The 24,983-nt window shown below is 78.1% G+C and carries 25 protein-coding genes and 1 pseudogene; 8 read left to right on the top strand and 18 right to left on the bottom strand.

From position 1 onward, the window contains the following. Positions 1–23: 23 nt before the first annotated feature. The 15 genes and pseudogenes from ITJ85_RS17685 to ITJ85_RS12115 form a co-directional block, all read right to left on the bottom strand. Complete coding sequence (locus ITJ85_RS17685) at positions 24–830, bottom strand: TolB family protein (RefSeq protein WP_425517129.1); 807 nt, start codon at positions 828–830, stop codon at positions 24–26. A 541-nt stretch (positions 831–1,371) separates the two neighbouring features. Then, positions 1,372–1,806, bottom strand: a pseudogene (locus ITJ85_RS17680) (PASTA domain-containing protein); the annotation flags it as partial. A gap of 1,170 nt (positions 1,807–2,976) precedes the next feature. Continuing rightward, on the bottom strand, positions 2,977–3,546 hold the full coding sequence (locus tag ITJ85_RS12175) for a phage tail protein (protein ID WP_217913374.1): 570 nt from the start codon (positions 3,544–3,546) through the stop codon (positions 2,977–2,979). Continuing rightward, a complete protein-coding gene (locus ITJ85_RS12170; protein WP_217913373.1) occupies positions 3,543–5,555 on the bottom strand; it encodes a putative baseplate assembly protein in 2,013 nt (670 codons plus the stop codon). The genes ITJ85_RS12175 and ITJ85_RS12170 overlap by 4 nt, the downstream gene beginning before the upstream one ends. Then, entirely contained in the window at positions 5,552–5,968 is a 417-nt protein-coding gene (locus ITJ85_RS12165; protein WP_217913372.1) for a GPW/gp25 family protein, read from the bottom strand. Before ITJ85_RS12165 ends, ITJ85_RS12170 begins: the two co-directional genes overlap by 4 nt. Before the next feature lie 10 nt (positions 5,969–5,978). Beyond that, a complete protein-coding gene (locus ITJ85_RS12160; RefSeq protein ID WP_217913371.1) occupies positions 5,979–7,646 on the bottom strand; it encodes a VgrG-related protein in 1,668 nt (555 codons plus the stop codon). Further along, entirely contained in the window at positions 7,643–8,302 is a 660-nt protein-coding gene (locus tag ITJ85_RS12155; protein ID WP_217913370.1) for a CIS tube protein, read from the bottom strand. Before ITJ85_RS12155 ends, ITJ85_RS12160 begins: the two co-directional genes overlap by 4 nt. A gap of 3 nt (positions 8,303–8,305) precedes the next feature. Beyond that, positions 8,306–8,770 carry a phage tail protein gene (locus ITJ85_RS12150; protein ID WP_217913369.1) on the bottom strand — a complete coding sequence of 155 codons (465 nt, stop codon included), beginning with the start codon at positions 8,768–8,770 and terminating at the stop codon, positions 8,306–8,308. Positions 8,771–8,780: 10 nt separating this feature from the next. After that, complete coding sequence (locus tag ITJ85_RS12145) at positions 8,781–9,653, bottom strand: hypothetical protein (RefSeq protein ID WP_217913368.1); 873 nt, start codon at positions 9,651–9,653, stop codon at positions 8,781–8,783. Between the two features lie 1,535 nt (positions 9,654–11,188). Next, positions 11,189–11,350 carry a hypothetical protein gene (locus ITJ85_RS12140; RefSeq protein WP_217913367.1) on the bottom strand — a complete coding sequence of 54 codons (162 nt, stop codon included), beginning with the start codon at positions 11,348–11,350 and terminating at the stop codon, positions 11,189–11,191. Continuing rightward, positions 11,347–11,724 carry a hypothetical protein gene (locus ITJ85_RS12135; protein WP_217913366.1) on the bottom strand — a complete coding sequence of 126 codons (378 nt, stop codon included), beginning with the start codon at positions 11,722–11,724 and terminating at the stop codon, positions 11,347–11,349. The genes ITJ85_RS12140 and ITJ85_RS12135 overlap by 4 nt, the downstream gene beginning before the upstream one ends. 21 nt (positions 11,725–11,745) lie before the next feature. After that, positions 11,746–12,186 carry a phage tail protein gene (locus tag ITJ85_RS12130; RefSeq protein WP_217913365.1) on the bottom strand — a complete coding sequence of 147 codons (441 nt, stop codon included), beginning with the start codon at positions 12,184–12,186 and terminating at the stop codon, positions 11,746–11,748. Between the two features lie 31 nt (positions 12,187–12,217). Continuing rightward, positions 12,218–13,807 carry a phage tail sheath family protein gene (locus tag ITJ85_RS12125; RefSeq protein ID WP_217913364.1) on the bottom strand — a complete coding sequence of 530 codons (1,590 nt, stop codon included), beginning with the start codon at positions 13,805–13,807 and terminating at the stop codon, positions 12,218–12,220. Between the two features lies 1 nt (position 13,808). Further along, complete coding sequence (locus ITJ85_RS12120) at positions 13,809–14,117, bottom strand: hypothetical protein (RefSeq protein ID WP_217913363.1); 309 nt, start codon at positions 14,115–14,117, stop codon at positions 13,809–13,811. Positions 14,118–14,302: 185 nt separating this feature from the next. Further along, a complete protein-coding gene (locus tag ITJ85_RS12115) occupies positions 14,303–15,202 on the bottom strand; it encodes a Pvc16 family protein (protein ID WP_217913362.1) in 900 nt (299 codons plus the stop codon). Positions 15,203–15,434: 232 nt separating this feature from the next. On the opposite strand from ITJ85_RS12115, the gene ITJ85_RS12110 reads away from it, so the two are divergent. Continuing rightward, positions 15,435–16,991, top strand: a complete 1,557-nt coding sequence (locus tag ITJ85_RS12110; protein WP_217913361.1) for an eCIS core domain-containing protein — start codon at positions 15,435–15,437, stop codon at positions 16,989–16,991. 7 nt (positions 16,992–16,998) lie between these two features. Here ITJ85_RS12110 and ITJ85_RS12105 read toward each other — a convergent pair whose 3' ends face one another. Beyond that, positions 16,999–18,975, bottom strand: a complete 1,977-nt coding sequence (locus ITJ85_RS12105; protein WP_217913360.1) for an ATP-binding protein — start codon at positions 18,973–18,975, stop codon at positions 16,999–17,001. Then, a complete protein-coding gene (locus ITJ85_RS12100; RefSeq protein WP_217913359.1) occupies positions 18,959–19,510 on the bottom strand; it encodes an eCIS core domain-containing protein in 552 nt (183 codons plus the stop codon). Before ITJ85_RS12100 ends, ITJ85_RS12105 begins: the two co-directional genes overlap by 17 nt. Before the next feature lie 161 nt (positions 19,511–19,671). On the opposite strand from ITJ85_RS12100, the gene ITJ85_RS12095 reads away from it, so the two are divergent. Next, positions 19,672–20,601: an FHA domain-containing protein gene (locus ITJ85_RS12095; RefSeq protein WP_217913358.1), complete on the top strand. Its 930-nt coding sequence runs from the start codon at positions 19,672–19,674 to the stop codon at positions 20,599–20,601. Here ITJ85_RS12095 and ITJ85_RS12090 read toward each other — a convergent pair. Beyond that, positions 20,598–20,873 (bottom strand): hypothetical protein, encoded by a 276-nt coding sequence (locus ITJ85_RS12090; protein ID WP_217913357.1) that lies wholly within the window; start codon positions 20,871–20,873, stop codon positions 20,598–20,600. The genes ITJ85_RS12095 and ITJ85_RS12090 overlap by 4 nt on opposite strands. A 34-nt stretch (positions 20,874–20,907) precedes the next feature. Between ITJ85_RS12090 and ITJ85_RS12085 the strand changes: the two genes are divergently transcribed. The 6 genes from ITJ85_RS12085 to ITJ85_RS12060 are packed head-to-tail and all read left to right on the top strand — an operon-like array spanning position 20,908 to position 24,511. Continuing rightward, positions 20,908–21,846: a class I SAM-dependent methyltransferase gene (locus ITJ85_RS12085; RefSeq protein ID WP_217913356.1), complete on the top strand. Its 939-nt coding sequence runs from the start codon at positions 20,908–20,910 to the stop codon at positions 21,844–21,846. Continuing rightward, on the top strand, positions 21,843–22,310 hold the full coding sequence (locus ITJ85_RS12080; RefSeq protein ID WP_217913355.1) for an acyl-CoA thioesterase: 468 nt from the start codon (positions 21,843–21,845) through the stop codon (positions 22,308–22,310). The genes ITJ85_RS12085 and ITJ85_RS12080 overlap by 4 nt, the downstream gene beginning before the upstream one ends. Next, a complete protein-coding gene (locus tag ITJ85_RS12075; RefSeq protein WP_217913354.1) occupies positions 22,307–23,143 on the top strand; it encodes an amidohydrolase family protein in 837 nt (278 codons plus the stop codon). The genes ITJ85_RS12080 and ITJ85_RS12075 overlap by 4 nt, the downstream gene beginning before the upstream one ends. Next, complete coding sequence (locus ITJ85_RS12070) at positions 23,140–23,424, top strand: hypothetical protein (protein ID WP_217913353.1); 285 nt, start codon at positions 23,140–23,142, stop codon at positions 23,422–23,424. Before ITJ85_RS12075 ends, ITJ85_RS12070 begins: the two co-directional genes overlap by 4 nt. After that, positions 23,421–24,203 carry a transglutaminase family protein gene (locus ITJ85_RS12065; protein ID WP_217913352.1) on the top strand — a complete coding sequence of 261 codons (783 nt, stop codon included), beginning with the start codon at positions 23,421–23,423 and terminating at the stop codon, positions 24,201–24,203. The genes ITJ85_RS12070 and ITJ85_RS12065 overlap by 4 nt, the downstream gene beginning before the upstream one ends. Beyond that, a complete protein-coding gene (locus ITJ85_RS12060; protein WP_217913351.1) occupies positions 24,203–24,511 on the top strand; it encodes a hypothetical protein in 309 nt (102 codons plus the stop codon). Before ITJ85_RS12065 ends, ITJ85_RS12060 begins: the two co-directional genes overlap by 1 nt. Positions 24,512–24,983 lie beyond the last annotated feature (472 nt).

The raw sequence follows: 24,983 nt of genomic DNA, 5'->3' as shown, positions 1-24,983 counted from the left end.
GGCAGAGCATCCCCGCGCCCCCGCTAGCCGGGCGCCGGGGGCGCCCAGACCGGGTTGCCCGACGCGGCGTCCAGCCGGCTCAGCAGGGTCTGCGCGTTGGGCGCGGCCGGGTCCACGCGCACGATGCGCCCGCGCTCGTCGCAGGTGCGGTTGCGCTGGGTCACCGCGAGCTCGGCGCCGTCCGGGCGCCAGGCCAGCTCGCACGCCGCCACGAAGGGCTGCTGCTCGGCCTCGGCGCCGATCACGCCGTTCGCCACCGGCACCGTCCAGAGCGTGAACGTGGCGCTGCGCCAGTTGGCCGAGAAGGCCAGGCGCGAGCCGTCGGGCGAGAACGCCGACGAGAGCACCTGGTCGCTGCGGCGCTCGCCGTGCATGCCGTCGGTGACCAGCCCCTGCGGCGTCCAGTCGGCGGGGCTCCCCGACGAGGGGACCACGGAGGTGTGCAGCAGCAGCTCCGTCTGGGTGCCGTCCGAGGCCGTCACGAGCAGGGAGCGGCCGTCGGGCGACCACGCCGGCCGGCTCACGTTGACGTCCCGGTCGGCGATGCAGCGCGGCACCTGCTGCGACCGGTCGAGCCGGGCGAAGCAGAGGTCGTAGTCGTCGGGGCGGCTGCCCCGGTTGGAGACGAACGCCACCACGGCGCCGTCGGGCGCGATGGCCGGCCGGCGGTCATCGAAGCCCTCGTCGGTGATCGGCCGGGCCGAGCGCGGGTCGGAGGGGTCGACCGCCCACAGCTGGGCCGACGGGGCGACGCCGCGCGTGGCCCCCTCCGGCCCGCGCCGGTAGACGATCAGCGGCGTGGCGAACGACGCGGACGCCTGCTCCTCCACGTCGGGGGAGGCGGCGAGGGGCTCCACGGGGTCGCCGGCCGCGCCGCCCACCCGCACGACGTCGCCGTCCGCGTCGTGGATGACGGCCGGGTAGCCGCGCGAGACCGTGATCACCACGGTGCCGCCCGCGGCGACCTCCGTGCCGGCGGCCGGCTCCTGCGCCGCGACCCGGCCGGCCGGCACGGTCGCGCTGGCGGCGAGGGCGGCGGCGGGCACGAGGGGCGCGCGTCAGCACCGCGGACGCCTCGTCCTGGCCGGTCCCGACCACCTCGGGCACCGGCACCCCGCCGCCGGGCGCCGGCGGGGCCGGCTGGGGCGGCGGCGCCCCGCCGGCCGGCACCGGGACGGGGGCCACGACGGGGCCGCCCGGCGCCGGGGCCGGCGTCGGCGCGGTCGCCGGCGGCGGCGGGGCGCCGCCGGGCGCGGTGGGCGTGGGCGCGGGGGCGGTCGGCGCGCCGCCCGGGGCCGTCGACGGCGGCGGCGCGCCCGTGGGCGCCGTGACCGTGTCGCCGTCCGCCTCGGCGAAGGCCACGTCGATCGCCGCGCCGGTCGCCTCGACGGTGTCCGGCACGGGGATCTGGTTGGCGATGGCGGCGGTCGCCGGGTCGGCCGGCTCGTTGAGCGGACGCCCGAGCTGGAACCCCGCCGCGGTCAGGGTGGCGCGCGCCTGCTCCGTCGTCTGGCCGGTCAGGTCGGGCACCGCCGCGCGCTCGGGCGCGACGGCGACCTTGATCGAGACCTCGCTGCCCTCCGCCGCGGTCTCGCCGGCCGCCGGCGTCTGCTCGATGATCGCGCCCGGCTCGGCGTCGGGCGCGGCCTCCTCGAACGTCTCGCCGAGCGTCAGCCCGCTGTCCTCGAGCAGCGCCTTCGCCGCGAACACGTCCGGGGCGGGCGCCAGGTCGGGGACCGTCGCCTCGCCACCGCGCGTCGAGAGGAACCAGATCCCGGCGACCACGACCAGCGGCACGACGATCATCAGCCACCAGGGCAGCCACTGGCGCTGGCGGAACGTGCCCGCCACCGGCGGCCCCGGCACGTCCGCACCGGCCGGCCGCGCCACCACCTGGAACGGGTGCATCACGCTCCGCCCGATCCAGATCTGCTTGGGCGGGCTGACGGCCACGACCGCCTCGGCGCGCTCGCCGGGGGCCAGGCGCACGCCGCTCAAGCGCCGCCCCACACGGCGGCGGCGCTTGAGGATGCGCACCACCGTGCCCTCGGCGCCGGCGGTGGCCCGCTGGACGGCGCGCTTGCCGATCTCCTCCACCCCGGCCTGGCCGACCCCCAGGGCCTCCGCCCGGTCCCACGCCGACTCCGCCCGGTCGAGCGGGTCGCGGGTGCGCCGGGCGGCGGGCACGAACGGCTCGCGGAACTCGAAGCCCAGGGCCTCCTCTGGGTCGACGCCGCTCAGCGCCACCTCGACGGGCGCGTTGGCCCGGTTGGTGAGCGCGAGCGTGAACGCGGCCTCGATGCGGCCGGAGCGCCGCTCGGGCGTGAGGGCGGCCTCCAGCTCGCTGTAGGGCGCGATCTCGAGCGTGCTCGGCGCCGAGCGCACCTGCGTGCCGTTGGCGCGCGAGGTGGCCACCACCACGACCTCCCACGCGCGCGCCTCGGCCTCGGGCGCGCGCGGCGGCGCCAGGCGCACCTCGACCTCCTGCTCGTACGAGCCGCCCGCCGCGCCGAAGGGGACGAGGTAGACGGTGGCGGGGGCGACCTCCCACCAGCCCTCGGGCAGGCCGTCGACCGTCATGTCGTAGTTGTCGACGATGCCGCTCTGGTTGCGCACCAGGGCGCGCAGGGTCACGGCCGCCCCCGGCTCCACGCGCAGCTCGATCGGCTCGCCGGCGTAGCCCTCGTCGTCGGGCCGCCGCAGCGCGATGAGCACGGCGTCGGGCTGCGCGGGGGCCGGCGCCGGCGGGGCCGAGGGGGCGGGGCCGCGGCGGGCGCGCCCGCGCCGGCGCGGCGGGCGGGCGGCGGGGCGGCGGGCGGCGGGGCGGCGGGCGGCGGGGGGCGGCGGGCACGGCGGGCGCCGCGGGCTCGACCGCGGCGTGGACGTCGGTGGGGTCCCAGCGCAGGTACTCGCCGCAGGCGGGGCAGAAGTCCGGGTCGCCCTCGGCGATCTGCCCGCACGCGCGGCAGACGGTCGTCACGCCGCCTCCGGGCCGCGCCGGGGCGAGCGGATGCGCAGCCGGTACTCCACGTGCACCGGCTTCATCACCTCGATCATGCGGGCCAGCCCCGCCGGCTCCTCCAGCGGGACGTCGCAGTAGACGACGAACCGCGGCGGCGGCGCGGCCGGCAGCTCCCCGGCCGATCCCGCGTGCACCACGCCGCCGTCGTCCTCCACCCGCAGCGGCAGGTCGGGGAAGGCGATGCGCAGCGCCTCCTCCAGGCCCCGGCGGGTGCCGCGACGGCGCGCGAGCTCCGAGGCCCGGCGCACGAGCTCCCGCTGGCGGTCCTCGGGCCAGGACTCGTCGAGCTCCAGCCCCAGCCAGGCCGCCATCAGCCCGAGGGTGCGACGGTCGGCCAGCCGGCTGTCGAACCGGGACGGCAGGTTGTCGAGGGTGGCGACGATCGGGTCGAGCAGGGTCTCGAGCGCCGCGACGAACCGCATGCCGAAGTCGGACTCGCGGTAGATCGCGGGCAGCCCGCCCCGCAGGTAGGCGCGCGCCGAGGCGGCCGGGGGCGCTCCGTCGGCGCGGGCGGGCGCGCTCACAGCTCAGAGTGCTCCGCGCGCACGAGGTGCCGCCCGGAGGCGATCACCTCGTCGGGCTCCAGCGGGATGTGGCTCCCCGCCTGCTTGGGCTGCTGCTCGCCGCTCGCGAGGTCGGTCTCGTAGACGCGCAGCACCCGCACGAAGTCGACGCCCTCCACCTGGTGGATCACCCCGTAGAGCTCGCCCTGGTTGAGCGCGCGGCCGAACGCCCACCCCCGGCCGGGGCCCTCCATGGCGCCGCCGACGAGCGGGTTGAGGTAGGCGTAGAGCGCCTGGGCGACGTCCTCCTCCACCCGTCGCGGGTCGGCCCGCAGGCTCGCCTGCAGGTTCACCACCACGCTGACGCCCCGGTAGCGGGCGGGCAGCAGCTCCACGCGGGTGCCGATCAGGCGGCGCTCGTCGAGATAGGCGGCGACCTGGGCGAACAGTTCCTCGTCGGGGGTCAGCTCGCGCAGGGTCAGCGGGCGGTCGGCGGGCTCGACGCGCGGCACGATGTGCAGCCGCGCCACGCCCACGCTGCCGGGCGGCTCCACGCAGATCGCCCGTGCGACCCGTGGTGAGGCCTCGCCGCAGAGGAACTCGAAGTCCTCGCGGGTGACCGCCCGGTACCGGGTGCGGATCTCCATGGCGGCGCGCTGGCGGGCGCCCTCGAGCGACTCGGGGTCGACGCCGCCCGCCGCGGGGCCGGGGTTGACGACCGAGGCCACGGTCGGGATGGCGCTCTTCAGCACGCTGAGGGCGCCGGCGGCCACGTTGCCGCGCCGGCCGCCGCCGTGCCGGTAGCCGCGCATGCGCAGACGGGCGCCCTTCGGCGGCACGGCGCCGTACTGGCGCCAGGCGCCGTCGCCGGCGCGGATGGCCGGGCCCAGCGACAGCTCGCCGCTCGCCAGGTCGAGCGCGTAGTGCTCGTCGGCGGGGCCGCTCTCGGCGAACGACTCGCGCAGCTCCCAGCGCCGCCAGGCCGGCGACTCGGGCTCGAGCACCTCCAGGCCCTCGTCGCCCTCCAGGGCGAGCACCGGCGCGTCGCGCAGCCGGAACGTCTGGCCCGGCGTCCCGTCGCTCTCGCCGAGCAGCTCCTCGTCCACGCGCACGCTGTGCGCCGCCGGCACCAGCGCGCCGAGCGCGCCGGCGGTGATCTCGTAGATCTCCGGCGGGTGGGAGAAGGCGGCCGCCGCGGCGCCGCGGCGCGTGGTGTCGTCCAGCCGGCAGCGCAGCCAGTGGGCGCGCACCCCGCCGACGGTGGCCGGGTCGTGGCCGGCGGGCATCTGCAGCTCGACCACGCCGCTGCCGTAGTTGAAGCCGCCGGTCGAGTCGAGCAGCACCTCGGCCTCGCCCCACCCGCCGGGCGCCTCGCCCCACGAGGCCTCCCACTTGAGCGGGGGGTCCTCGGGGTCGACGCCGGCGCCGCGCGCCTGCGAGCAGTCGACGTCCACGCGCACCAGCAGCCGCGCCAGCGGGGCGTCGAAGCCCAGGTAGAGGGCGTCGCCCACCTGGGGCGGCATGCCGAACGGCATCTGGTCGGGGCCCTTGGGCTTGGCGACGCCCGCCGCCACGCCCACGTCCTTCGCGGCGCGCCCGCGCTCCACGACGTACGCGGCCGGGCGCGCGGCCGGGATCGTGACGTCCTCCAGCGTCTGGAAGACCACCGGCTCCTCGCCGGGGGTGCGCGGGGTCGCGACCTCCGTCGTGGCCGCCGGGATGACGACCGGGCCGGTCGCCGGCGCGGAGAGGCGGAAGCGCAGCTCCGCGCGCGCCGCGGTGGCCGGCTCGAGGGCGATCCCGAGCAGCTCCATCAGCGCCACGTGCAGCTTGTCGGGGATGCGGTTGAGCCGGTAGATGACCATCTCGGTCATCCAGGCGAACAGCTCGATGAGGGTGATGCCCGGGTCCGAGACGTTGTGCTCGGTCCACTCGGGGCAGCTCTGTGCGATGCGCAGGCGGGCCTCGTTCACCAGGTCCTGGAAGCCGCGGTCGTCCAGGGCGACCGCGGGCAGGCGGCCCGTGGTCATCGCGGCTCCTCCGCCGGGATGACGTAGAAGGGGTGCACGAGGTTGCGCACGTCGTTCGTCGAGCGCAGCCGGTAGGTGACGTCGATGACGACGACCTCGTTGACGCTGCCCCCGTCCGCGCGCTCCTCGGCCGACATGTCGACCGCGAGCACCTCGATGCGCGGCTCCCAGCGGTCGAGCGCGGCGCGCACCTCCTGCTCGAGCCGCCCCACGAGGTAGGCGTCGACCGCCTCGAAGACGTGGTCGTGGATGCCGCAGCCGAACTCGGGGCGCATCGGCCGCTCGCCCGGCGCCGTGCCGAGGATCACCGAGATCGCCTCGCGCACGTCCTCGTCCTCGTGCGCCAGCGCGATGCCGCCGCGGGCGTCGACCCGCAGGGGGAATGCGAGCCCGGAGCCGAGGATGCCGCCCACCGCCGCCCCCTCACCCGAGCTGGACCTGGGCGCCGGTCACCCGCACCGTGCCGCCCGCCTGGATCGTGATGCCCGCGCCCGCCTTGAGGGTGAGGCTGCCGGAGGCCTCCACCGTGACCGACCCGCCGCCCTTCACGGTGACCTCCTTGCCGGTGGCCGAGATCGCGCCGTCCTTCTTCATCACGACCGATGCGCCGCCGACCTCCACCTCGAGCTCGTCCTCGGCGGTGATCCGCATCGTCCGGTCGGCGGCGATGCCGACCGACTCGGCGCTGCGCAGCCGGAAGGAGCCGTCGGCCTGCACCAGCTCGCCGGGGGCGTCCTCGCCGTTCCACAGGGCGCCGAGCACGACCGGGCGGCGCACGTCGCCGTGCTCGTAGGCCACGAGCACCTCATCGCCCACGCGGGGGGTCATCAGCAGCCCGCGGTCGCGGCCCGCGCCCGGCCCGGCGACGCGGGCCCACCAGCCCTCGGTGTCCTCGCCCAGCTCCGGGTGGCGGATCCGCACCCGCCCGAGGCCGGCGGGGTCCTCGTTCTGGGTGACGACGGCCACCTGCACGCCGTCGGGCTCCCAGCCGGCCCGGGCCGAGGGCGTCATCAGGCCGACCAGGCTGCGCGGCGCCTCGCCCGACACGCGGAAGCGGGTCTCGTAGCCGCTCGCGCCGCGGAACAGGTGGGTGGTGGAGGTGACCCGGTACGTCCCGCTGAAGCGGGTGCCCACGCCCTCCACGCGCACGCTCGACCCGGCCCGCAGCGACGGCGCGCCGCGGCAGACGCCCTCGGCCTCGAGGTAGCCCTCCACCATGCGGGCCATCACACCCTTCGCGAGCGCGTCGGCCTCCTCCTGGTCGTTGACCGGCGCGTCCGCGACGGCCATCGACCCGCCGCCCAGCCTGCGCGCCACCTCGTCCCGCGGGACGCCGATCGACGAGCGGGGCGGCTGAGGCCCGGCGGTCGCCTCGATCGCCCGCTTGGCCGTGTAGTCCCAGCCGCGCACGACGACCTCCTCGACGCCCTGCACCCCCGTCAGGCGGGGGCGGAACGCGCGCAGGGCGTCGCCGTAGCGCAGGGCGAGCGGCTCGCCGGCGGGCTCGCCGCCGCCCGCGCGCCGGAAGTGCAGGGCGCCATCGGCCACCTCCACCTCGCAGCCCACCCGCCGGGCGAGCCGCCAGAGGAACCGCCAGTCGGTCTCGTTGGTCTGCTGCACGAACGGCTGCGCGCCGCCGGCGTCCTCCACGGTCGCCGCCCGCAGGCCGGCCCGCTGGCAGACCTTCCGCACCACCTCGGCGACGGTCGTGTCCTGGTAGGTCGCGGTGCGGCGCGTGCGGTCCAGGGCGTGCGAGTGGTCGTAGCCGCGGGCGACGATCGCGATGCCGTCGGCGCGGAACTCCGGCTCGAGGGAGGTGATCTGCCCCCTCATCAGCGGGGTGAGGCGGTTGGCGTCGGGCGCGCCGAGGCGGATCTCGACCTCCGCGCCCACCTGCAGCGGGTGGGCGTCGATGTTCGCGAGGCCCGGGTCCGAGATGCGCACGGCGAACGCGTCGGGCAGCGTCAGGTCGTCCTCCACCCGCACCTCCTGCAGCAGGCGCGTCAGCGTGGGGGCGAGCGGCTGGCCGTCCACCAGCACCTCGACGCCGGCGATCTGGGCCGTGCGGCCGTCGGGGGCGGCCGGGCTCATCCGGGCAGCGTGGGGATGGAGAGGACGGCGCCGCGCGGCAGCCGGAGCGGGTCGTCGATGCCGTTGGCCTCGGCGACCGTCCGCCACAGCGTCGGGTCGCCGTAGGCGGCGTGGGCGATCCCCTGGATGCTGTCGCCGTCGCGCACCACGTGGGTGCGCAGGCCGCGCACCCCGCGGGTGGTCGGGTTCTGCGGCCCCTTGCCGACCGTGGGCTCGGCCTGCAGCAGCGAGACGGTCGCCTTCGCGCGCACCGGGGTGCCGTTGGGCCGGAACAGCAGATACTGCACCGACAGCGAGTCGCAGACGGCCTTGAAGGTGGTCGTGGAGCCCCAGCCGAACTCGATCGTCGGCGGCCGGCCGCTGTTCTTGCCCGAGGCCAGCGCCGAGTCGACCGCCATCGCGGCGAACAGCGCGTTGGTCACGGCCCGCACGTCGCCGTCCTCGCGGTCCGCGTCGTCGAACAGCAGCTCGAGCTGCAGCTTCTGGGCGTCGCCGCCGCCGAACTCCGCCGTCGGCATGCCCTCGCCGACCACCGGCTTGACCGTCCACCTGTTCGCCTTGGTGATCGTGTATTCGGACGGGTTGAACCAGCAGTCGATCTGCTCGCCGCCCTCGATCCGCAGGTAGGCCTTCGTGAGGTTGTCGGGGATCGCCATCGCTCAGCCCCCGCCGGGCGCGACGCCCTTCAGGCCCTGGTGGGCGATCTCGATGCTCTCCATCGCCACCTCGCCCGCCGTGGCGCTCAGGTCGGGGCCGGTCCACTTGACCGGGAACGCGCCCGCGAACGACCAGGTCCGGATCGGCGCCAGGTCGGGCCCGTAGAGGGTCACCGACAGGTCGCGTCGCTCGGTCTTCTCCCGGCAGGCGAGGAACCAGCGCACGAACGCCTCCTCGTGCGTGATGCCCCGCTTCAGCACCAGGTTGGGGAACTTCATCCGGCCGCGGAGCTTGTGGACGAAGTCGTTGACCCCGCCCTCCTGGTGCTCGACCACCTCGTACTCCATCGCGAGCCCCGAGACCTCGGTGAACCAGCCGATCGTCTCGCCCACGTCGACGCCGAAGAAGCGCCGCGCCGCGGGGTCGGGCGTCGCGCTGCCCGGTCGTGTCGATCGCGCCGTGGCCACGTCCGCCTCCTCAGTGCCCGAGGTCCCCGAGCAGGTCGCCCATCCGCTCCCGCTCCACCACCAGGTCGCGCCGCAGCCGCTCCACCACGGCGTCGTAGATCTCGTCCATGCTGGGCGCCGCCGCTCCGGCGGCCCGGCCGGCCGCGCCCGCCGCGCCGGGGCCGCCCGCTGCGCCGAGCAGCCCCGCGACCGAGGGCGGCAGCGGCACCCCGAGCGCCCCGGCGCCGCGCTGCAGGGCGTCGGCCGCCCCCGCCGGCGTGGCCAGGCCGGACGGCGCGGGCAGTCCGGACGGGTCCGGCAGGTCGGCGAGGCCCGGCAGGTCGGCGGGGCCCGGCAGCCCGGCGGGGCCCGGCAGCCCGGCGGGCGCGGCGAGGGAGGGGAGGGCCGCGGGCCGCGACGGCCGCGCCGGCGCTGAGGGGGCCCCCGGGAGCGCCGGCGTCCCGGGGAGCTGCAGGCGCGCGAGCCGGCGCCCCCGCGCCCCGCCCGCCGCCGGCGCGGCCGACCCGCCCGACCCGCCCGCCGGGGCATCCTCCACGGGCGCCACGGGGCGCAGGTGGGGGCGGCCGGGGTCGTCGAGCGCGGCGGGCGGCGGGTCGGCCGGGGCCCTCGGGCCGGGCGGCGCCGGGGCGCCGGCCGGCGGCGCCGCGCCCGACGGGGGCACCGCGTCGGCCGGGGGCACCGGCGGCGCCGGGGACGCCGGGTGCGGCTCCGCCGGCCGGCCGGGGCGCCGCGACAGCCGGCGCCCGCCGCCCTCTCGGGGCGCTGCGGCCGTGGCGGTCCCCGCGACCGCCGCCGCCGCCGTCGCGGGCGCGGCCGCCGCGGCCGGCGGCGCCCCCTCGCCGCCGGCCCGGGCGCGGCGCAGCCGCGCGATCGCGCGGCCCACCGACGCTCGGCGGCCCGCCCCCGCCGCCGACGCCGAGGCGACCGCCGGGTCGCGACCGGCGTCCGACGCCTCCGTGGCGGTCGGATCGGCCGGCGCCCCGGTGGACGTCCAAGTGGACCCCGACGCGTCGGCCGATCGCACCTCGACCGATCCGGAGGCCCCAGGCGCGCCGCCGACCGGCGGTCCGTCGTCGGACCGCACGCGTACGGACGGCGGCGCGTCTGTCGGCCGAATGGGCGCCCGGTCGTCGCCCAAACGGGCGACGACCGGGCGCGCGGGCCGCGGTGGCGCCGGCGGCCGGGCCCCCGGCCGCCGGGCGATGCGCCGCAGCAGGCCGCGGCCGCGCACCGCGGGCGCGGCCTCCTCCTCCTCCGCCGGCGGCGTCCCCCCGGCCGGCGCCCCCTGCGTCGAGGTCCTCCCGGCGGGCGCGGATCCGGCCGCCGGCGCGGATGCGGGCACAACCGCGCCGGCGGCCGCCCCGGCGGCGCCCCCTGCCGCCGGACCCGTGGCGACCGGATCCCCGGTGGCCGGGACCTCGACCGGCCCGGGGGCCGGGCGCCGGGAGCGCTGCAGCCGGGCGGCGGGCGCAGGGGCCGGCGGGCGCTCTGCGGCCCGGCGGCGCAGGCGCACGGGCCGGGGCGCCAATTGGCGCGACCCGGTCGCGCCAATTGGCGCATCGGACGAGACGGTGGCGGATGGGTCGGCAGGCGCAACCGATGCCGCGGAGGATGCCGGCGACCCCGTCACCGGGACGTCCGCGCCCTCCGAGGCGCCCGCCGCCGCTGCGGAGCCCGCCGTCCCGGCCGGCCCGGCCGCCTCGACCGCCTCGGCCGCCTGGATCGGACCCTCCGGCGCCGTCGTCGGCGCCGGACCGGCCCCCGCGGCCGGCGGAGCCGTCACCGGGCCCTCCCGCCCGGCGGCCGGAGGGGCGGGCCGCGGCGCGCGGGCGATGCGGAACGAGGAGACCTCCTCCACGCGGCCGCGCGGGCGGGGCGCCCCGGGGTCCGGCCGCGGCGACGGGCCGGCGGTCGCGGGGCCCGCCGCGGACGCGTCACCGGCCGCGGCGGGCGCGCGCGCGAGGCCCGCGGCGGGCGCGGGGGGCGGGCCTCCCGCCGGCCCGGCGGCCGGCGGTCCGGCGGTCCGGCGGTCCGGCCCGGCCTCCTCGGCCAGACGGCGCTTGAGGGGGTCGACGGCCGCGCCCTCGGCGAAGGGGACGGCGCCGGCGGGGAGGCCGTCGCCGAACATCCATTCGTAGGCGAAGTCGCTCAGGCCGGCCGGCCGGGCGGGGGCGGCCGGCGCGACCGGCGCGGCGGACGCGCCGGGCGGCGGCGCGCCGAGCGGCGCCCGGGCGAGGCGGCCGCGCGCGGGGACGAGGCGCATGGCGGTGGGCGCCGCGGCCGGCGTGCGCCGCGCGGCGACGGCGCGGGCGAGCGTGCGGGCGCCCACGTCGCGCAGCGGGCCCGTGCGCCGGCGCGCCACCCCGGGGCCGAGGATGGTCGCGGCGGGCCGCCAGCCGTCGCGGGGCGGCGGGCCGCTCACGTGGCCTCACCCGCCCGCAGCCCGGCGAGCCGCTCCGCCTCGCCGAGGAAGCGCCGCCGGTCGCGGTGCTCCATGTCGAGGATCGTCCCGAGCGGCCAGTGCAGGTGGTAGGCGAGGCGGGCCGTCTCCCCGAGCAGCTCGTCGGGGGACGGCCTCATGGTTCCCCCAGGCGGCCGTCCTGGACGTCGGTCAGGTCGACCTCGAAGCGGTGCCCGCAGGACGGGCAGCCGACCGTGCCGACGGCCTCGCCGTCGGTGTTGAGGCGCTCGTAGAGCTTCTGGAGGTGGTCGAAGTCGGCCGCGTAGAGCCCCTCCACCACCGCCGGGGTCACGTCGGTGACCGTGCCGATGCGCGTGACCACCCGGGCGAGCAGCAGCACGCCCAGGTAGGCCTCGTTCTCGCGCACCGCGGGGTCGCGCAGCGGCTCGATCTCGTCGCGCGCCGTCGCGAGGCGCATGAAACCCTCGCGGTGGGTGGCCCCGGCGGCGTCGACGTAGCCCCGGGGCAGGGTGAATGCTATCTCGGTGCGCATGCGGCCGACGTCCCCGCCGTCCTACTCGCGGTCCAGCCCCTCGTGGGCGATCTGGATCTCCTCGACCGCCACGTCGCTGCTCTTGGGGTCGAGGCTCGCGCCCGTGTACTTGGTGGGCCAGCCCTGGAGGAACTTCCAGCGCGCGATGGGCGAGCCGTTGTAGTCGATCAGCTCGATGAAGCCGTCGACCCGCGCCGCGTCGGGCCCCTCGTCGAGCACCTGCTTGCGCCAGGTCCACAGGTCGGCGCTCTCGTCGACGCCGCGCTTCAGCGTGATGTTCGACCACTTGAGCGGCCCGGGGACCTTGCGCACCACGGGGTTGCCGTTGGCGTCGATCGACGTGTGCTCGATGACCGTCGTCTCCGAGTCCAGGCCCGTGCACTCGCGGAAGCTCCCGATGCCCTCCTTGCCGCCGATGTCGAGGCGGAAGCGGGACGCGGGGCGCGGTTCCTTGGGGGGCATGTGCGTTCTCCTCTCTGCAGGCGCGGGCTAGCTAGGCGGAGACCTCTGCGGCCCCGGCGGTGAACTGGCTGATCCGGAAGACGACGAACTCGGCCGGCTTGACCGGCGCGATGCCGATCTCGATCACGACCTGGCCGGCCTCGACCACGTCCGGCGGGTTGGTCTCGGCGTCGCACTTGACGAAGAAGGCCTGCTCGGGCGTGGTGCCGAACAGCGCGCCGTCGCGCCAGACGCGCGTCAGGAAGTTGGCGCTCGAGATGCGCAGGCGGGTCCAGAGCCGGTCGTCGTTCGGCTCGAAGACGGCCCACTGGGTGCCCTCGATGATCGACTCCGAGACGTAGTTGAAGAGGCGCCGCACGTTGATGTAGCGCCACTCCGGGTCGCTCGAGAGCGTCCGCGCGCCCCAGATGCGGATGCCGCGCCCGGGGAAGGCCCGGATGCAGTTGACGCCGTTCGTGTTGAGGCCGCCCTGCTCCTCGTGGGTCACCTGGAAGGCCAGCCCGTTGGCGCCGAGCACCACCTCGTTGGCGGGGGCCTTGTGCACGCCGCGGGCGCCGTCGGTGCGCGCCCACACGCCGGCCACGTGGCCGCTCGGCGGCACGAGGACCGGCCGGTTGGTGAGCGGGTCCATGACCTCGATCCACGGCCAGTAGAGGGCCGCGAACTTCGAGTCGTAGCCGGCCGTGCCCATCCGCCACTCGTCGATGTCCTGCGGCAGCATGTCGGGCGGCGGGTCGAGGATCGCCATGCGGTCCCCGGCCTTCTCGCAGTGGGCGATCATCTTGCCCTGCAGGTCGCGCACCTGGGCGTCGTCGTCGAGCGTCATCAGGTCGGGCAGGCAGAGCATCGTGACCTCGTCCACCGCGGCCAGGCCGCCGAGCCCCGTGCGCCGGGCCACGTCGCCGTCGAAGTCGCCCGCGCTGAGGCCGGCCGGGGCCACCGCCGCCGCCACCAGCGGGTACGAGCCGGCCGCCGGGGCGCGCTGGCCGTCGGGCAGCGAGGCGCCGGTCTCCTCGATGCGGATGAGCTTCGAGGCGGCGTTGACCTTCGTCGCCAGGTTGGTCCGGCCGCGCTTGAGCGTCAGGCCCTCGTGCTCCTCGCGCGCCGCGCCGGCGGTCACCACCAGCCGGTAGGTGGGCTCGGGGGCGGCCCCGCCGCCGTCGCCCTCGCCCTCGCCGCCGCCCTCCGGCGCCGGCGGGGCCTCCTCGATGAGCTCGATCGCGACCGGGTCGGTCACGTCGGGCTGGGCGATCGCCCGGTACGCGTCGACCGAGGGGTTCGAGGCCGCCGGCAGCGCCGCCTGGGCGAGCGGCCGGCCCCCGCCGTCGCCGCCGTCGCCGCCCACGCGCACCACCCAGCAGACGCCGCCGCCGTTCTGGAAGAAGCCGTACACCGCGTGGGCGAGGTACGCGCCCGACATGAAGGGCCCGGCCTCCGGGTTGGACGGGTCGCCGAAGATCCGCGCGAACTGGGTCCAGTTGGCGATGCGCATCGGCGTGTTGACGGGCCCGCCGGGCGCGAGGCCCACGAACGCCGCGATCGACGTCCCGACCCCCTCGATCGGCTTCGACTGCGCGGGGACCTCCTCCACGTAGACCCCGGGCGTCAGGTAGGTCGGCATGTCACTCTCCCCCTCGGCGTCGTTGGTCGTGCTCCAGCTCGCTCAGCAGCGCGCGGGCGGTGCCGGCGGTCACCCGCCGCGGCGTCGGGCGGCCGGCGTCGTACACCTGCATCTCCGACTCGTCGCGCGCCCACAGGATCAGCTTCGCCGCGGGGGCGGCCCGCCGCGCGGGCCCCACCACCGTCGACGCGCCGTCGTCCAGCGGCAGCACGATCACGTCGGGCGTGAGCCGCGCTGCGGCCCTCGCGAGCTCGTTCGCCCGCGCCTCCTCGGAGACGTCGGCCCCGTGGTCGGCGAGCAGACGGCTCATCCCCAGCCGGACCATCGGCTCGAGGTTCCCGAGCAGGACGCGGGGCGGTCGGGTGGGAGCGGCGCACACGCCGGATCGTCCCGCCAGGGGGCCGTCCGGCACACGCGTCGCCCGGGCAGCCTTGCGGGCAGCGTTGTCTGCCCGTTGGCGCGAGCGCGGCCGGGCCCCGCCGCCACCGCGGCCGCCTACGCCCCCGCGCGCCGGCGGCGCCGCGGCTGCTGCGCGCCCACCACGATGTCGGCCGCCCCGCCGGGCACGCGCGCCGTCGCCGTGCCCTCCCGGCCGTCCGGCGCCCGGGCCCGAAGCTCGTGGTCGCCGGCGCGCATGCGCGGGATCACGAAGGCGCCGGCCTCGTCGGTGGCCACCCATCCGCGCGCCCCCGCGTCGACGACCCAGGCGTCGGCCACCGGGGCGCCGTCGGGGGCGCGCACCGTGCCGCGCACCGTGTGGAGGTCCTCGACCGCCGAGCGCCCGCCGTCGACGTTGCGCAGCCGCAGGGTATGGCTGCGCACCTCGGGCCCGCGCTCGACGGCGGTCCCCGAGTCGCACGACAGCGTCACGCCGAAGTCCAGCGACGCCTTGTACGAGCCGCCGATCGACGACCAGAACTCCGGGCTGCCCGACTGGCGCGGCTCGGCGACCCGCGTGCGCAGCGGGAAGGGCTGCGCGGCCGGGTCGGCCAGCCCGCCCGCCAGGAGGTCGGCGGGAAGCGTGTCGTAGGCGTAGAGGATGGCGAGCACCTGTGAGAGCAGCCGGTGCTCGTCCTCGACCTCGCGCGTCCACGCCGTGACCGCGTACGTCGCGGCGAGCCGCAGCGGCGGGCGGGTCTCGACCGTGCGCCCGTCGGTCAGGCGCACCTCGTCCCAGTCGGCCGGGCGGTGGTCCTCCGACTGGCGCACGTCGTAGAGGAACAGGTTGACCGTCGGCGAGGACAGCTGCGCCGACCACTCGCGGCTCGGCGCGTCGAAGGCGATCTCGACGCCGTCGAACCCGCGCCCGCCGAACTCCCGCCGCAGCAGCCGCCGCACCGTCTCGTCGAGGTCGGCGAGCATGGTGTTGAGGGGCACCCGGATCGTCGTGGCCACGGCGCGTCCTCCCGGCTCGTGCGGCTGCCGGGCCATCACACCATCGGTCCCCTCCGTCGCGGGGCACGAAGGTGCAGACAGCCGTGCATCCTGCGCTTCCCTCGCGGGCGACGCCCGGTCGCCGTCCGCGCGGGTCGACCGGGCCGCCGACGGCTCGGCGCCCGTCCGGCGCGTTGCCCGGCGATCGCGCGGCCTGCGAGGATCGGCCGCACCGGAGGGGAGGGCGACGGAGATGCGGGATCGCGACCGAGCACGCGTCGACGGGGGGCTCGTCGGCGGACGTCCGGAGCCGGCGGCCGAGGCGCCGCGCCCAGGTCTGCTCGGCCTGCAGGCCGCGGCGGGGAACCGGGCGGTGGCGGCGATCGCGGCCGGGGCGGCGCGCTCGGGCCTGGCGCAGGCGCACGGGGTCCCCGTGACCATGCCGTTCGCGCTGCAGCGGAGCGGCGAGGGCGTGCCGCTCGATCCACGCACTCGCGGCGATCTGGAGGCGACGCTGGGCCACGACATGGGTGAGGTGCGCGTGCACCAGGACGGCCAGGCCGAGCGTGCCGGCGCGTACGCCCTCGCGGCCGGCGCGGACATCCACTTCGCGCGCGACGCCTACCGCCCCGGCTCACACGACGGCTTCCGCCTCCTCGCCCACGAGGCCGCCCACGTGGTGCAGCAGCGCGAGGGCCGCGTGCCCGATCCGGGCGGGGCGGGGACGACCCTGGTGTCCGACCCCGGCCTGGAGGCCGAGGCGGAGGCCATCGGGCGCCGGGCGGCCGCGGAGCGCGGGTCGGGCCCCCGGGGGCCGGCGGCGGCTCCGGCGCGCATCGCCCGCTCGGGCGGCCGCGCGCCGACCGCGCAGCCGGCGGTCGCGCAGCCCGCGTGGCCGGCGGCCCTCGTGGCCATCGGGGTCGGCTCGTGGGAGGCGGCGGCCGGGCTCGCCACCGTCGTGGGCACCGCGGCCGCGGTCACCGGGCAGGTCGCCTCGGCCGTGAACCGGGGCGAGAACGCGTTCGCGTCCTACAACTTCCCCGAGAAGATCATGACCGCGCAGGACGAGGCGAAGCTCGCGCAGATCGCCCAGTTCCTGATCGTCAACCAGTACATCGACCGCTACCTCGCAGCGCATCCCGAGGCGCGGCCCCTGATCGGCCCGCCGGCGCCGGCGCCGGTCCCCGACGGGCGGCAGGCGCCGCCGCCCACGCCCGGCGCGGCGCCCGACGCGGCGCCCGGGTCGGCGCCGGCGGGCCCGTCCGCGGCGCCCCGCGGCGTCCCGACCAGCGAGGCCATCGACGCCGAGATCCTCACCGCGGTGAAGCTGGACGTCCAGCGGCGGCTGCAGACCGAGCTCGAGAGCAACCTGCGGACGGCGGCGGCCGAGTTCGTCTGGGGCGAGGACGACAGCCGCTCCGAGGAGTCGGTGGGGGTCACCGGGTGGCTCAAGCTCCGCGACATGCAGGCGGCCACGCTCCACTACCGCCTGACGCTGTCGGCCGACGCGAAGCAGATCGGCATCAGCCTCCCGGGTGAGGGCACGACGGTGAAGGTGCGGCGATGGGTGACCGGCAAGATGACGGGCCGGGCGAACTGGTCGGCATGGGACAACCTGGCGGTGAACGTGGAGGGCGGCGCCGCCCAGACGACCGTGGGCCCGACCGGCGCGCCCCGCTTCATCCTCCGGACGCACTGGTACTGGGACCGATGGGGGCCCAACAGCGAGACCTGGATGTCGCTCACCATCGACATCGACGAGGGCGGCACGCCCCACGTCTCGAACGAGGAGCGCGAGGGGACGCCGTAGGTCCTGTTCAGAGCGGGGCGCGCACGGCGGCGTGGAACCGCTCGAAGTCGGACTCGAGGGTCAGGCGGCCGAGCTTCCCGTACTCGAGCGCGACGCCCACCACCAGGTGGCGCATCGTGATCACCCGGCCGTCGTCCGCCGCGAGGAAGGCGGCGGCCAGCGACGCGTTGCGGATCCCGCCTCCCGAGAGCTTGAACCGGGTCGCGAGGAACCCGAGGTCGACGTCGTCGCCGACCGGCGCCTCGTCGGGCAGCACGAGGCGCCAGATCCGCAGCCGGTCCTCGGGCTCGGGGAACGGGAAGTCCACGACCACGTCGAGCCGCCGCAGGAACGCCTCGTCGATGTTCTGGCGGAAGTTGGTCGCCAGGATCACCGCCCCGCGGTACGCCTCCATCTTCTGCAGGAGGTAGGCGACCTCCACGTTCGCGTAGCGATCGTGCGCGTCGCTCACCTCCGACCGCTTGCCGAACAGGGCGTCGGCCTCGTCGAAGAAGAGGATCGCGTTCGATCCCTCGGCCGCCGAGAAGACCCGGTCGAGGTTCTTCTCGGTCTCCCCGATGTACTTCGAGACCACCGTCGCCAGGTCGACACGGAAGAGGTCGAGCCCGAGGTCGTGCGCGAGCACCTGGGCGGCCATGGTCTTGCCGGTGCCGGACTCCCCGGCGAAGAGGGCGGTGAGCCCCTGGGACCGAGCGACGTTGCGCCCGTATCCCCACTCGGCGAGCACGAGATCGCGGTGGCGGAGGTACCCGGAGATCGATCGGAGCGTCTCCAGCGGGCGGTCGGGCAGCACCAGCTGGTCCCAGTCGTGGACGGGGTCCATGCGCTGCGCCAGCTCGCCGAGGCGCCCGCTCGACGCCCGTCGCGCCCCCAGGTCGAGGTGGACGGGGCCCGGCTCCGGGAGTCCCGCCGCCGCGGCCGTCTCGCGGGCGACGTCGGCAGCCTCCGCGATCCGGGTCACCGAGAGCCGGAACTTCGCCGCGACGTCCTCGACGTCGGCTGCCCCCGTCCGCGCGGCCCAGGCCGCACGGCGCTCCGCGACGTCCGGCATGGGGACCTCGACGACGATGACGGTGTGGTCCGCGAACGCGGACACGGCGTCGCCCGAGTCGCCCACGGCCAGCACGCGTTCCCCGCGGCGCGAGAGGGCGGGCAGGGCGGCTCGCCGCGCGACCGGATCGAGGTCGGCCAGGCCGTCGACGCAGACGCGCCGGCCCTCGAGGGCGGCGGCCAGCCGGGCGCCGTCCATCATGTCCGGGTCGGTCGCGTCGCCGGCGTCGACCACGAGGAGGGGGGCGCGGAGGGCGGCGGCGAGCATGACGGGCGCGTCCGGGCCGACCACGAGCAGCGGCAGCCCGCTGTCCGACTCCGTCAGCGCGCGCAGCTCGCGGACGACCTCCGGCCGCCCGGGGTCCGGTTCGGGCACCGGCACCCGGCGCAGCCGGCCGCGCTCGTCGCCGACGTCGAGCGGCGCGCCAAGCAGCAGCGCCGCGACCGGGTCGGCGATCTTCACGGCGCGATCCGCGAGCGGCGTCTGCCCGCGCTCGTCGATCAGCCGGAGGGCGCCCATGCGGCGCAGCGGCGCGTCGCGTCCGAAGCGGGCGAGGACGTCGCCGGGGGTGACGCCGTCGCCGGCGACCAGCCGGGCCACGAGCCCCGGGCTGGGGAGCTTGCGCGTCACGTCGTCGTGGAGGTACGCGAACAGGCGCCCGTACGCGGGGTTCAGCTCCGGCGCCGCGCACGCCGCGAGCACGAGCGTGTCGAGCTCGTCCAGTCCCAGCCTGCGGGCCGCGTCCCGCAGGCGACCCTCCGGATCCATGGCGGGCTCGGAGCGCGCGATCGCGACCGCCAGCTCGTCGGTGACGTAGAGCCCGCGGAACGGGTCCATGGGGGCCGGGTCGGTCGCGGCCACGGACTCCACGGCCGCCCGCACCCGCGCCTCGACGCGGGCGAGCCCTGCCGGCCCGTCAGCCGGCGAGTCCATCGGCGACCGCATCGGCCTCGCGCTCGGCCGGGTCGCCGGGCTCCGAGACGGCCATCGGCCCGTTCGCCGGGCCCCCCCGCTGCTGGGCCACGTGGGTCAGCTCGTGGGCGAGCAGGCGGTCGCCGTCGCGCGTGCCGGGCCGGTGCTCGCCCGGTGCGAAGAAGACGTCCGCGCCGACCGTGAAGGCCCGCGCGCTGACCGCGTGCGCGAGCCCGGCGGCCTCCGGGCCCTCGTGCACCCGCACGTCGCCGAGGCCGTCACCCAGGCGCGCGGCCATCCGGTCGCGCGTGGCTCCGTCGAGCGGTCGGCCCGCCCCGCGGGCGGCGGCGATCCCCGCCTCGACGTCCGGGTGCACCCGGCCGCCCGGCAGGATGCCGGCGCCCGCGCGCGCGAGCGCGGTCATCGCCTGGTTCCCGAGCGCGGCCGCGCTGCGCAGCGCCGGGTGCGCGACCTCGTCGGCGGGCCCGGCCGTCGGGCCGGCCGGCGCGCGGGCCTCAGCCGCCTGGCGTTCCTCCTCGCGGGGCCGCAGCGCCATCCCCTTTCCGATGCGGGCCTGACCACCCGATTGTAGGCCCGGCCGCCGGGCGCGTCCACGACGATCGCCTCGCCCCTTGGGGCAGACGAAGGGGCAGAGGTGGCGCGCCGCGCTCCCCGCCGCGCGCGCCGGGGTGGCATGGTCAGGCCGAGGAGGCGGCGATGGCGGACGAGGCGTTCGAGGTGGTCAGCGGGCGGGACGAGGGCGCCCGCTTCCCCATGCACGGCGACGAGGCCCGCCTCGGCCGCGACCCGGCGGCCGACATCGTGCTGACCGACCCACGCGTGTCGCGGCGGCACGCCCGGGTGTGGATCGAGGCCGGGCTGATGCTCGTCGAGGACCTCGGCTCCACCGCGGGGACCGCGGTCAACGGCCGGGTGGTCGCGCGCCCGGTGCCGCTCGCGCAGGGCGACGTGCTCACGCTGGGCGCCACCGAGCTGCGCGTGCTGTGGGCGCCCGCCCCCGCCGCGACGGTGGTCGGCCCGGCGGTGGCGCCGCCGCCTCTCCCGCCGCCGCCGCCCGTGGACCTGCCGCCGCCCGTGGACCTGCCGCCGCCCGTCGCATCGCCGCCGCCCGTCGCATCGCCACCGCCCTTCGAGCCCCCGCCGCCCGTGGAGCCCCCGCCGCCCGTGGCGCCCCCGCCGCCCGTGGAGCCCCCGCCGGTGGAGCCCCCGCCGATGGCGCCGCCCGCGCCCGCGCCGGTCGACCTGCCGCCGCCGCCTCCGATCGAGGTGCCGCCACCCCCGCCCGCCGCCGAGGAGGACGGGTACGCGACGTTCTCGCGGCCGGCCGTCGCGCCGCCGCCACCCCCGCCGCCCGCCGCGGAGGAGCCGCGGCCGCCGGCCGCGCCGGTCGAGGCCCCGCCGCCGCCCCCGCCCGCGGAGGCCCCGGCGCCGGTGGAGGCGCCACCGCCGGCCGAGGCGCCGCCCCCGCCGGATCCGCCCGCTCCGCCGCCGCCCGACCCCATCGAGGCCGCGCACGCACCGGCGCCGGACCCGCCGCCGCCGGACCCGTCGCCGGAGCGCTCGAAGCGGCGGTTGTGGCCGTTCCGCCGCCCGGGCGCGCCGGCCGGCGAGGCGGACGACGCCTAGTCCTTCACCCGGGTCGTGGCGAAGAGGTAGGTCATCGTGCCGAACACGCCCGTCATCACGGCGGCCGCGACGGGATCGGCGCCGCGCTGCTGGGCGATCGCGGCGATCGTCTCGGCGAACAGGGCGATCGAGATGAGCCCGAACATGATGAAGCCCAGCCAGTTGGCCCAGCCGATCGGCAGGTACCTGCGCGTGCCGACCTCGGTGGGGGCGGGGGCGTAGTTCGCCCGCCGGCCGCCGGTCTTCTTCTTCGAGTTCCTCGCCCGCGCCACGGGCCGCAGGGTACCAGCCCGGTAGCCTGCCGCCATGCCGCCGCTGCCCGCCATGGACTGGAGGAGCGTCCTCGTCGCGCACGCGGCCCTCGCCACCGGGCTGCTGGCGGCGCTCGAGGAGCCGGCGACCCCGGCCGAGGCGGCGGGCGCCGCCGGGCTCGACCCGCGGGCCACCCGGGTCGTGTGCACCGCGCTGACGTCGTCGGGGGTGCTCGAGCCCGCCGGCGACGGGCGGCTGCGGCTGACGGATGCCGGCGCCGCGCTCGTGCGGCCCGAGGGCGATCGCGACCCCGCCGGCGAGCTGTTCCTCGAGGTGCGGGCCATCCGCAGCCACCTGCGGCTGGACGAGACGCTGCTGACCGGGCGGCCGCCCGACGAGGTGTCCGGCGGCGACCGGGCCACCCGCGAGCGCTTCATGCGCGCGATGCGCCAGGTGGCGGGGGAGCGCGCCGACGAGACGGCGGCGGCGATCGGCCCCCCGCGCGGCGGCGGGCGCCTGCTGGACGTGGGCGGCGCGCCGGGCACGTACGCCCGGCGGATGGCGGCCGAGGGCTGGTCGGTGACCGTCCTGGACCTGCCGGAGACGCTCGAGATCGGCGAGCCCGACCTGCGGGCGGCCGGCATCGCGACCGTCGCGGGCGACGCCACGCGGGCGCTCCCGGCGGGGCCGTGGGACGTCGTCTACCTCGGCAACGTCGTGCACCTGTTCGACCCGGCGACGGCCGCCGCGCTGCTGGCGCGCGCCGGCGCGGCGCTCGCCCCCGGCGGCCTGCTCGCGGTGCAGGAGGTCGTCGGCGACCTGAGCCCGCAGGGTCCGTCGTTCGGCGTGATGATGCTCCTGTCGACCGCGGGGGGCGACGCGTACGACGAGGGGCGGCTGCGCGGGTGGATGGCCGACGCGGGCTGCCCGGTCGAGCGGGCGGTCGCGATCGCCGGCGGGTGGCACCACCTGCTGCTCGGGCGCCGCCGGTGAGCGCGCCGCACGCGGGCGCCGGCCCCACCGACCGCCTGCCCCCGTTCCGCTTCAGCGCCCGCTCGCGGGTGGACATCGCCGACACCGACCTCGGCGCCGTCGTCTACTACGGCCGCTACCCGCTCCACATCGACCGCGGCGTGATCGCGTACCGTCGCCACCTCGGCATCCCGCCGCTCGGGCCGGAGGGGCACCTGTTCGTGGTGCGCTCGCTGCGGGTCGACTACGCGAGCCCGGCGCGCTTCGACGAGGAGCTCGAGGTCTTCGCCCGCGTGGGCGAGCTCGGGCGCAGCAGCCACACGATGGCGGTCCGCATCGAGCGGCTCGGCGGCGAGGGCCCCGCGCGGGTCGCCGACGCCCAGCTCGTGGTGGTGGGCGTGGCGGCGTACGGGGCACGGCCCTCGCGCATGCCCGCGTCGATGCGCGGGGCGATCGCGGCCTTCGAGGGCCTGGAGCCCGGGTGAGGCCCTGGGGGGAGGACGCCGCGTCGCTCCGGCGCGCGGGCGCCGACCTCGACGAGCTGAGGCGCCTGGAGCGGTCGCTCGAGGACGACCTCGGCGGCCTGTCGCGCGCCGGCGCGGTGGACGCCCACGTGCACCTCGGCCGCGACCGCGACGGGCACCGGCTCGACGACGCCGGGCTGCTCGCCGACCTCGACCGCTGGGGCCTGCGGGCGGCCGTCTGCTTCCCGGCGGACGAGCCGGGCGTCGAGGGCGACTTCGCCGCCGCCAACGACGCCGTGCTGGCCGCGGCGCGGCGGGCGCCCGGGCGGATCATCCCGTTCTGCCGGGTGGATCCCGGGCACCCGCGGGCGCGCGACGAGCTGGCCCGGGCGGCGGCGGCCGGGGCGCGCGGGCTCAAGCTGCACCCCGTCGCCCAGCGCTTCCGCCCGGAGGCGCCGGAGGCGGCCGCGCTCGTGCGCGACGCGGCCGCGCTGGGGTGGCCGGTGACCATCCACGCCGGCTTCGGCGCGCGGCCGCTCGCCGGGCCGATCGGCGCGCTGCTCGAGGCGGCGCCGGGCGCGCGCCTGATCCTGGCCCACGGCGGGCGCGGGGACGCGCGGGCGATCGCGGCGCGGCTGGCGGACTGGCCCGGGGTGATGCTCGACACCTCGCTGGCCGCGATGGCCGACCTCGTGCGCCTGCCGCCGGACCGGCTCGTGTTCGGCTCGGACCGCCCCTACGGCGAGCACGGCACGGCGCTGCGCCTGGTCGCGCTGGCCGCCCGCGCCGCCGGCTGGTCGCCGGCGGACTGCGACGGCGTCATGGGGGGCAATCTGAGGGCGTGGCTGCCGTGACCCCCGACGAGGCGGTGCGCCTGTGCGCGGCGCTGGCGCAGTGCGAGATGGCCCTGGTGCGGCGCGACGCCGTGGCGCCGGCGCTGCTCGCGCAGGCGGCCCGTCACGCCGAGGGGCTGCCCCCCGGGCCGCTCGTGGCCGCCGCCGCGCGCCTCGCGCGCGGGCCCCTGCCGGAGGGGGCGGGCGACGACGCGGCCGTCGCCGCCCGCAAGGCGGCACAGGCGCTCTGCCGGGCGGCCCTGCAGGAGGCCGAGGCGGCGCTGCTCGGCGCGGCCCGGTGAGCGCCGCGACGCGGGCGCGCCTGGCCGAGCTGGTCGCCGACGGGCCGATGGACCTCGCCGAGGCCAACCTGCTGATCGCCGCCGAGGGCTCGCAGGCGCTCGACATGGGGCTCGCGCTGGGGCAGGTCGAGGCGCTGGCCGATGCGGCGCGCGCGGAGGGCGTCGTGGAGGTGCTGCGCGCGGCGGGCTTCCGCGGGGCGACCGACGACTACGACGACCCGCGCAACTCGTTCCTGCACGAGGTGCTCGAGCGCCGCCGCGGGCTGCCGATCGCGCTGGCCACGCTCGCGCTGGCGGTCGCCGCGCGCGTGGGGGCCGCGATGGCGGGCGTCGGCATGCCCGGCCACTTCGTGATCGCCGACCTCGAGGCGCCCGAGCCGGTCTACATCGACCCCTTCGGCGGCTGGCGCCGGCTCGAGCTGGCCGACTGCGCCGCGCTGGTCGAGCGCACCGCCGGCGTCCCGTTCCGGCTCGAGCACGTGGCGCCCGTGTCGGAGCGCCACATCCTCGGCCGCACGCTGCGCAACCTGCGCGGCTCCTACCTGCGCCGCCGCCGGCTGGACGCGGCGCTGTGGACCGTGGAGCTGGGCCTGATCGTGGACCCCGACGACGGCGAGCTGGTGCGCGAGGCGGTCGTGCTGCTGGCCGGGGCCGGGCGCTACGGCGAGGCCGAGGCCGTGGGGAGCGGCTTCCTCGCCGTCCGGCCCGCCGACCCCGCCGCGCCCGCGATCGGCGACGCGCTGGCCGCCGTCGCCGACCTGCGCCGGCGGATGAACTGATGGGCCGGCGCCGGGAGCTGGGTCGCCTGGCGGCCGAGACCGGCTTCGACGTCGTGCGCGGCCGGGTCGCGCTCTATGCGGGCCTGGTCGTGGCCGTCGCGGCGGGCGGCCTGGCGCTGCTCGGCTGCCTGATCGCGGCGCTCGCCGGCGCCGGGCCGGGCGCCGACACCGGCGCCCTCATCGTGATCGGCACGGCGGTGGGGGCCGGCCTGCTGGCGCGCGCCCTGGTCAACCGGGTGACGGTCGGCGCGATCGCCGCCCTGGTCGCGCGCCGCATGGCGACGCGGCGGGGCCGCCGGCTGCCGTAGCGCCCCGCCGGGCCCGCCACGGGCAGCCCGGCCGGCCGTTCCCGGCGATCAGCCGGTGCCGGCCGCTGCCGCGTGCGAGGCCGCCAGGCCGAGCCGGTTCGCGACTCGGATCAGCCCGGCCGGCCAGCCCCGGCGATCAGCCGGTGCCGGCCGTTGCCGCGTGCGAGGCCGCCAGGCCGAGCCGGTTCGCGGCTTGGATCAGCCAGCCCCGGCGGACAGCCGGTGCCGGCCGGTGCCGCGTGCGAGGCCGCCAGGCCGAGCCGGTTCGCGGATTGGATCAGCCAGCCCCGGCGATCAGCCGGTGCCGGCCGCTGCCGCGTGCGAAGCCGCCAGGCCGCCCGTGACGGGCAGCCCGGCCGGCCGTTCCCGGCGGTCAGCCGGTGCCGGCCGTTGCCGCGTGCGAGGCCGCCAGGCCGAGCCGGTTCGCGGCTCGGATCAGCCGTTCCCGGCGGTCAGCCGGTGCCGGCCGTTG

The organism is Miltoncostaea marina (assembly GCF_018141525.1).
Taxonomy (GTDB): domain Bacteria; phylum Actinomycetota; class Thermoleophilia; order Miltoncostaeales; family Miltoncostaeaceae; genus Miltoncostaea; species Miltoncostaea marina.
Note: the sequence above shows the minus strand (reverse complement) of the source record. Positions and strands in the feature narration are given on the sequence as shown.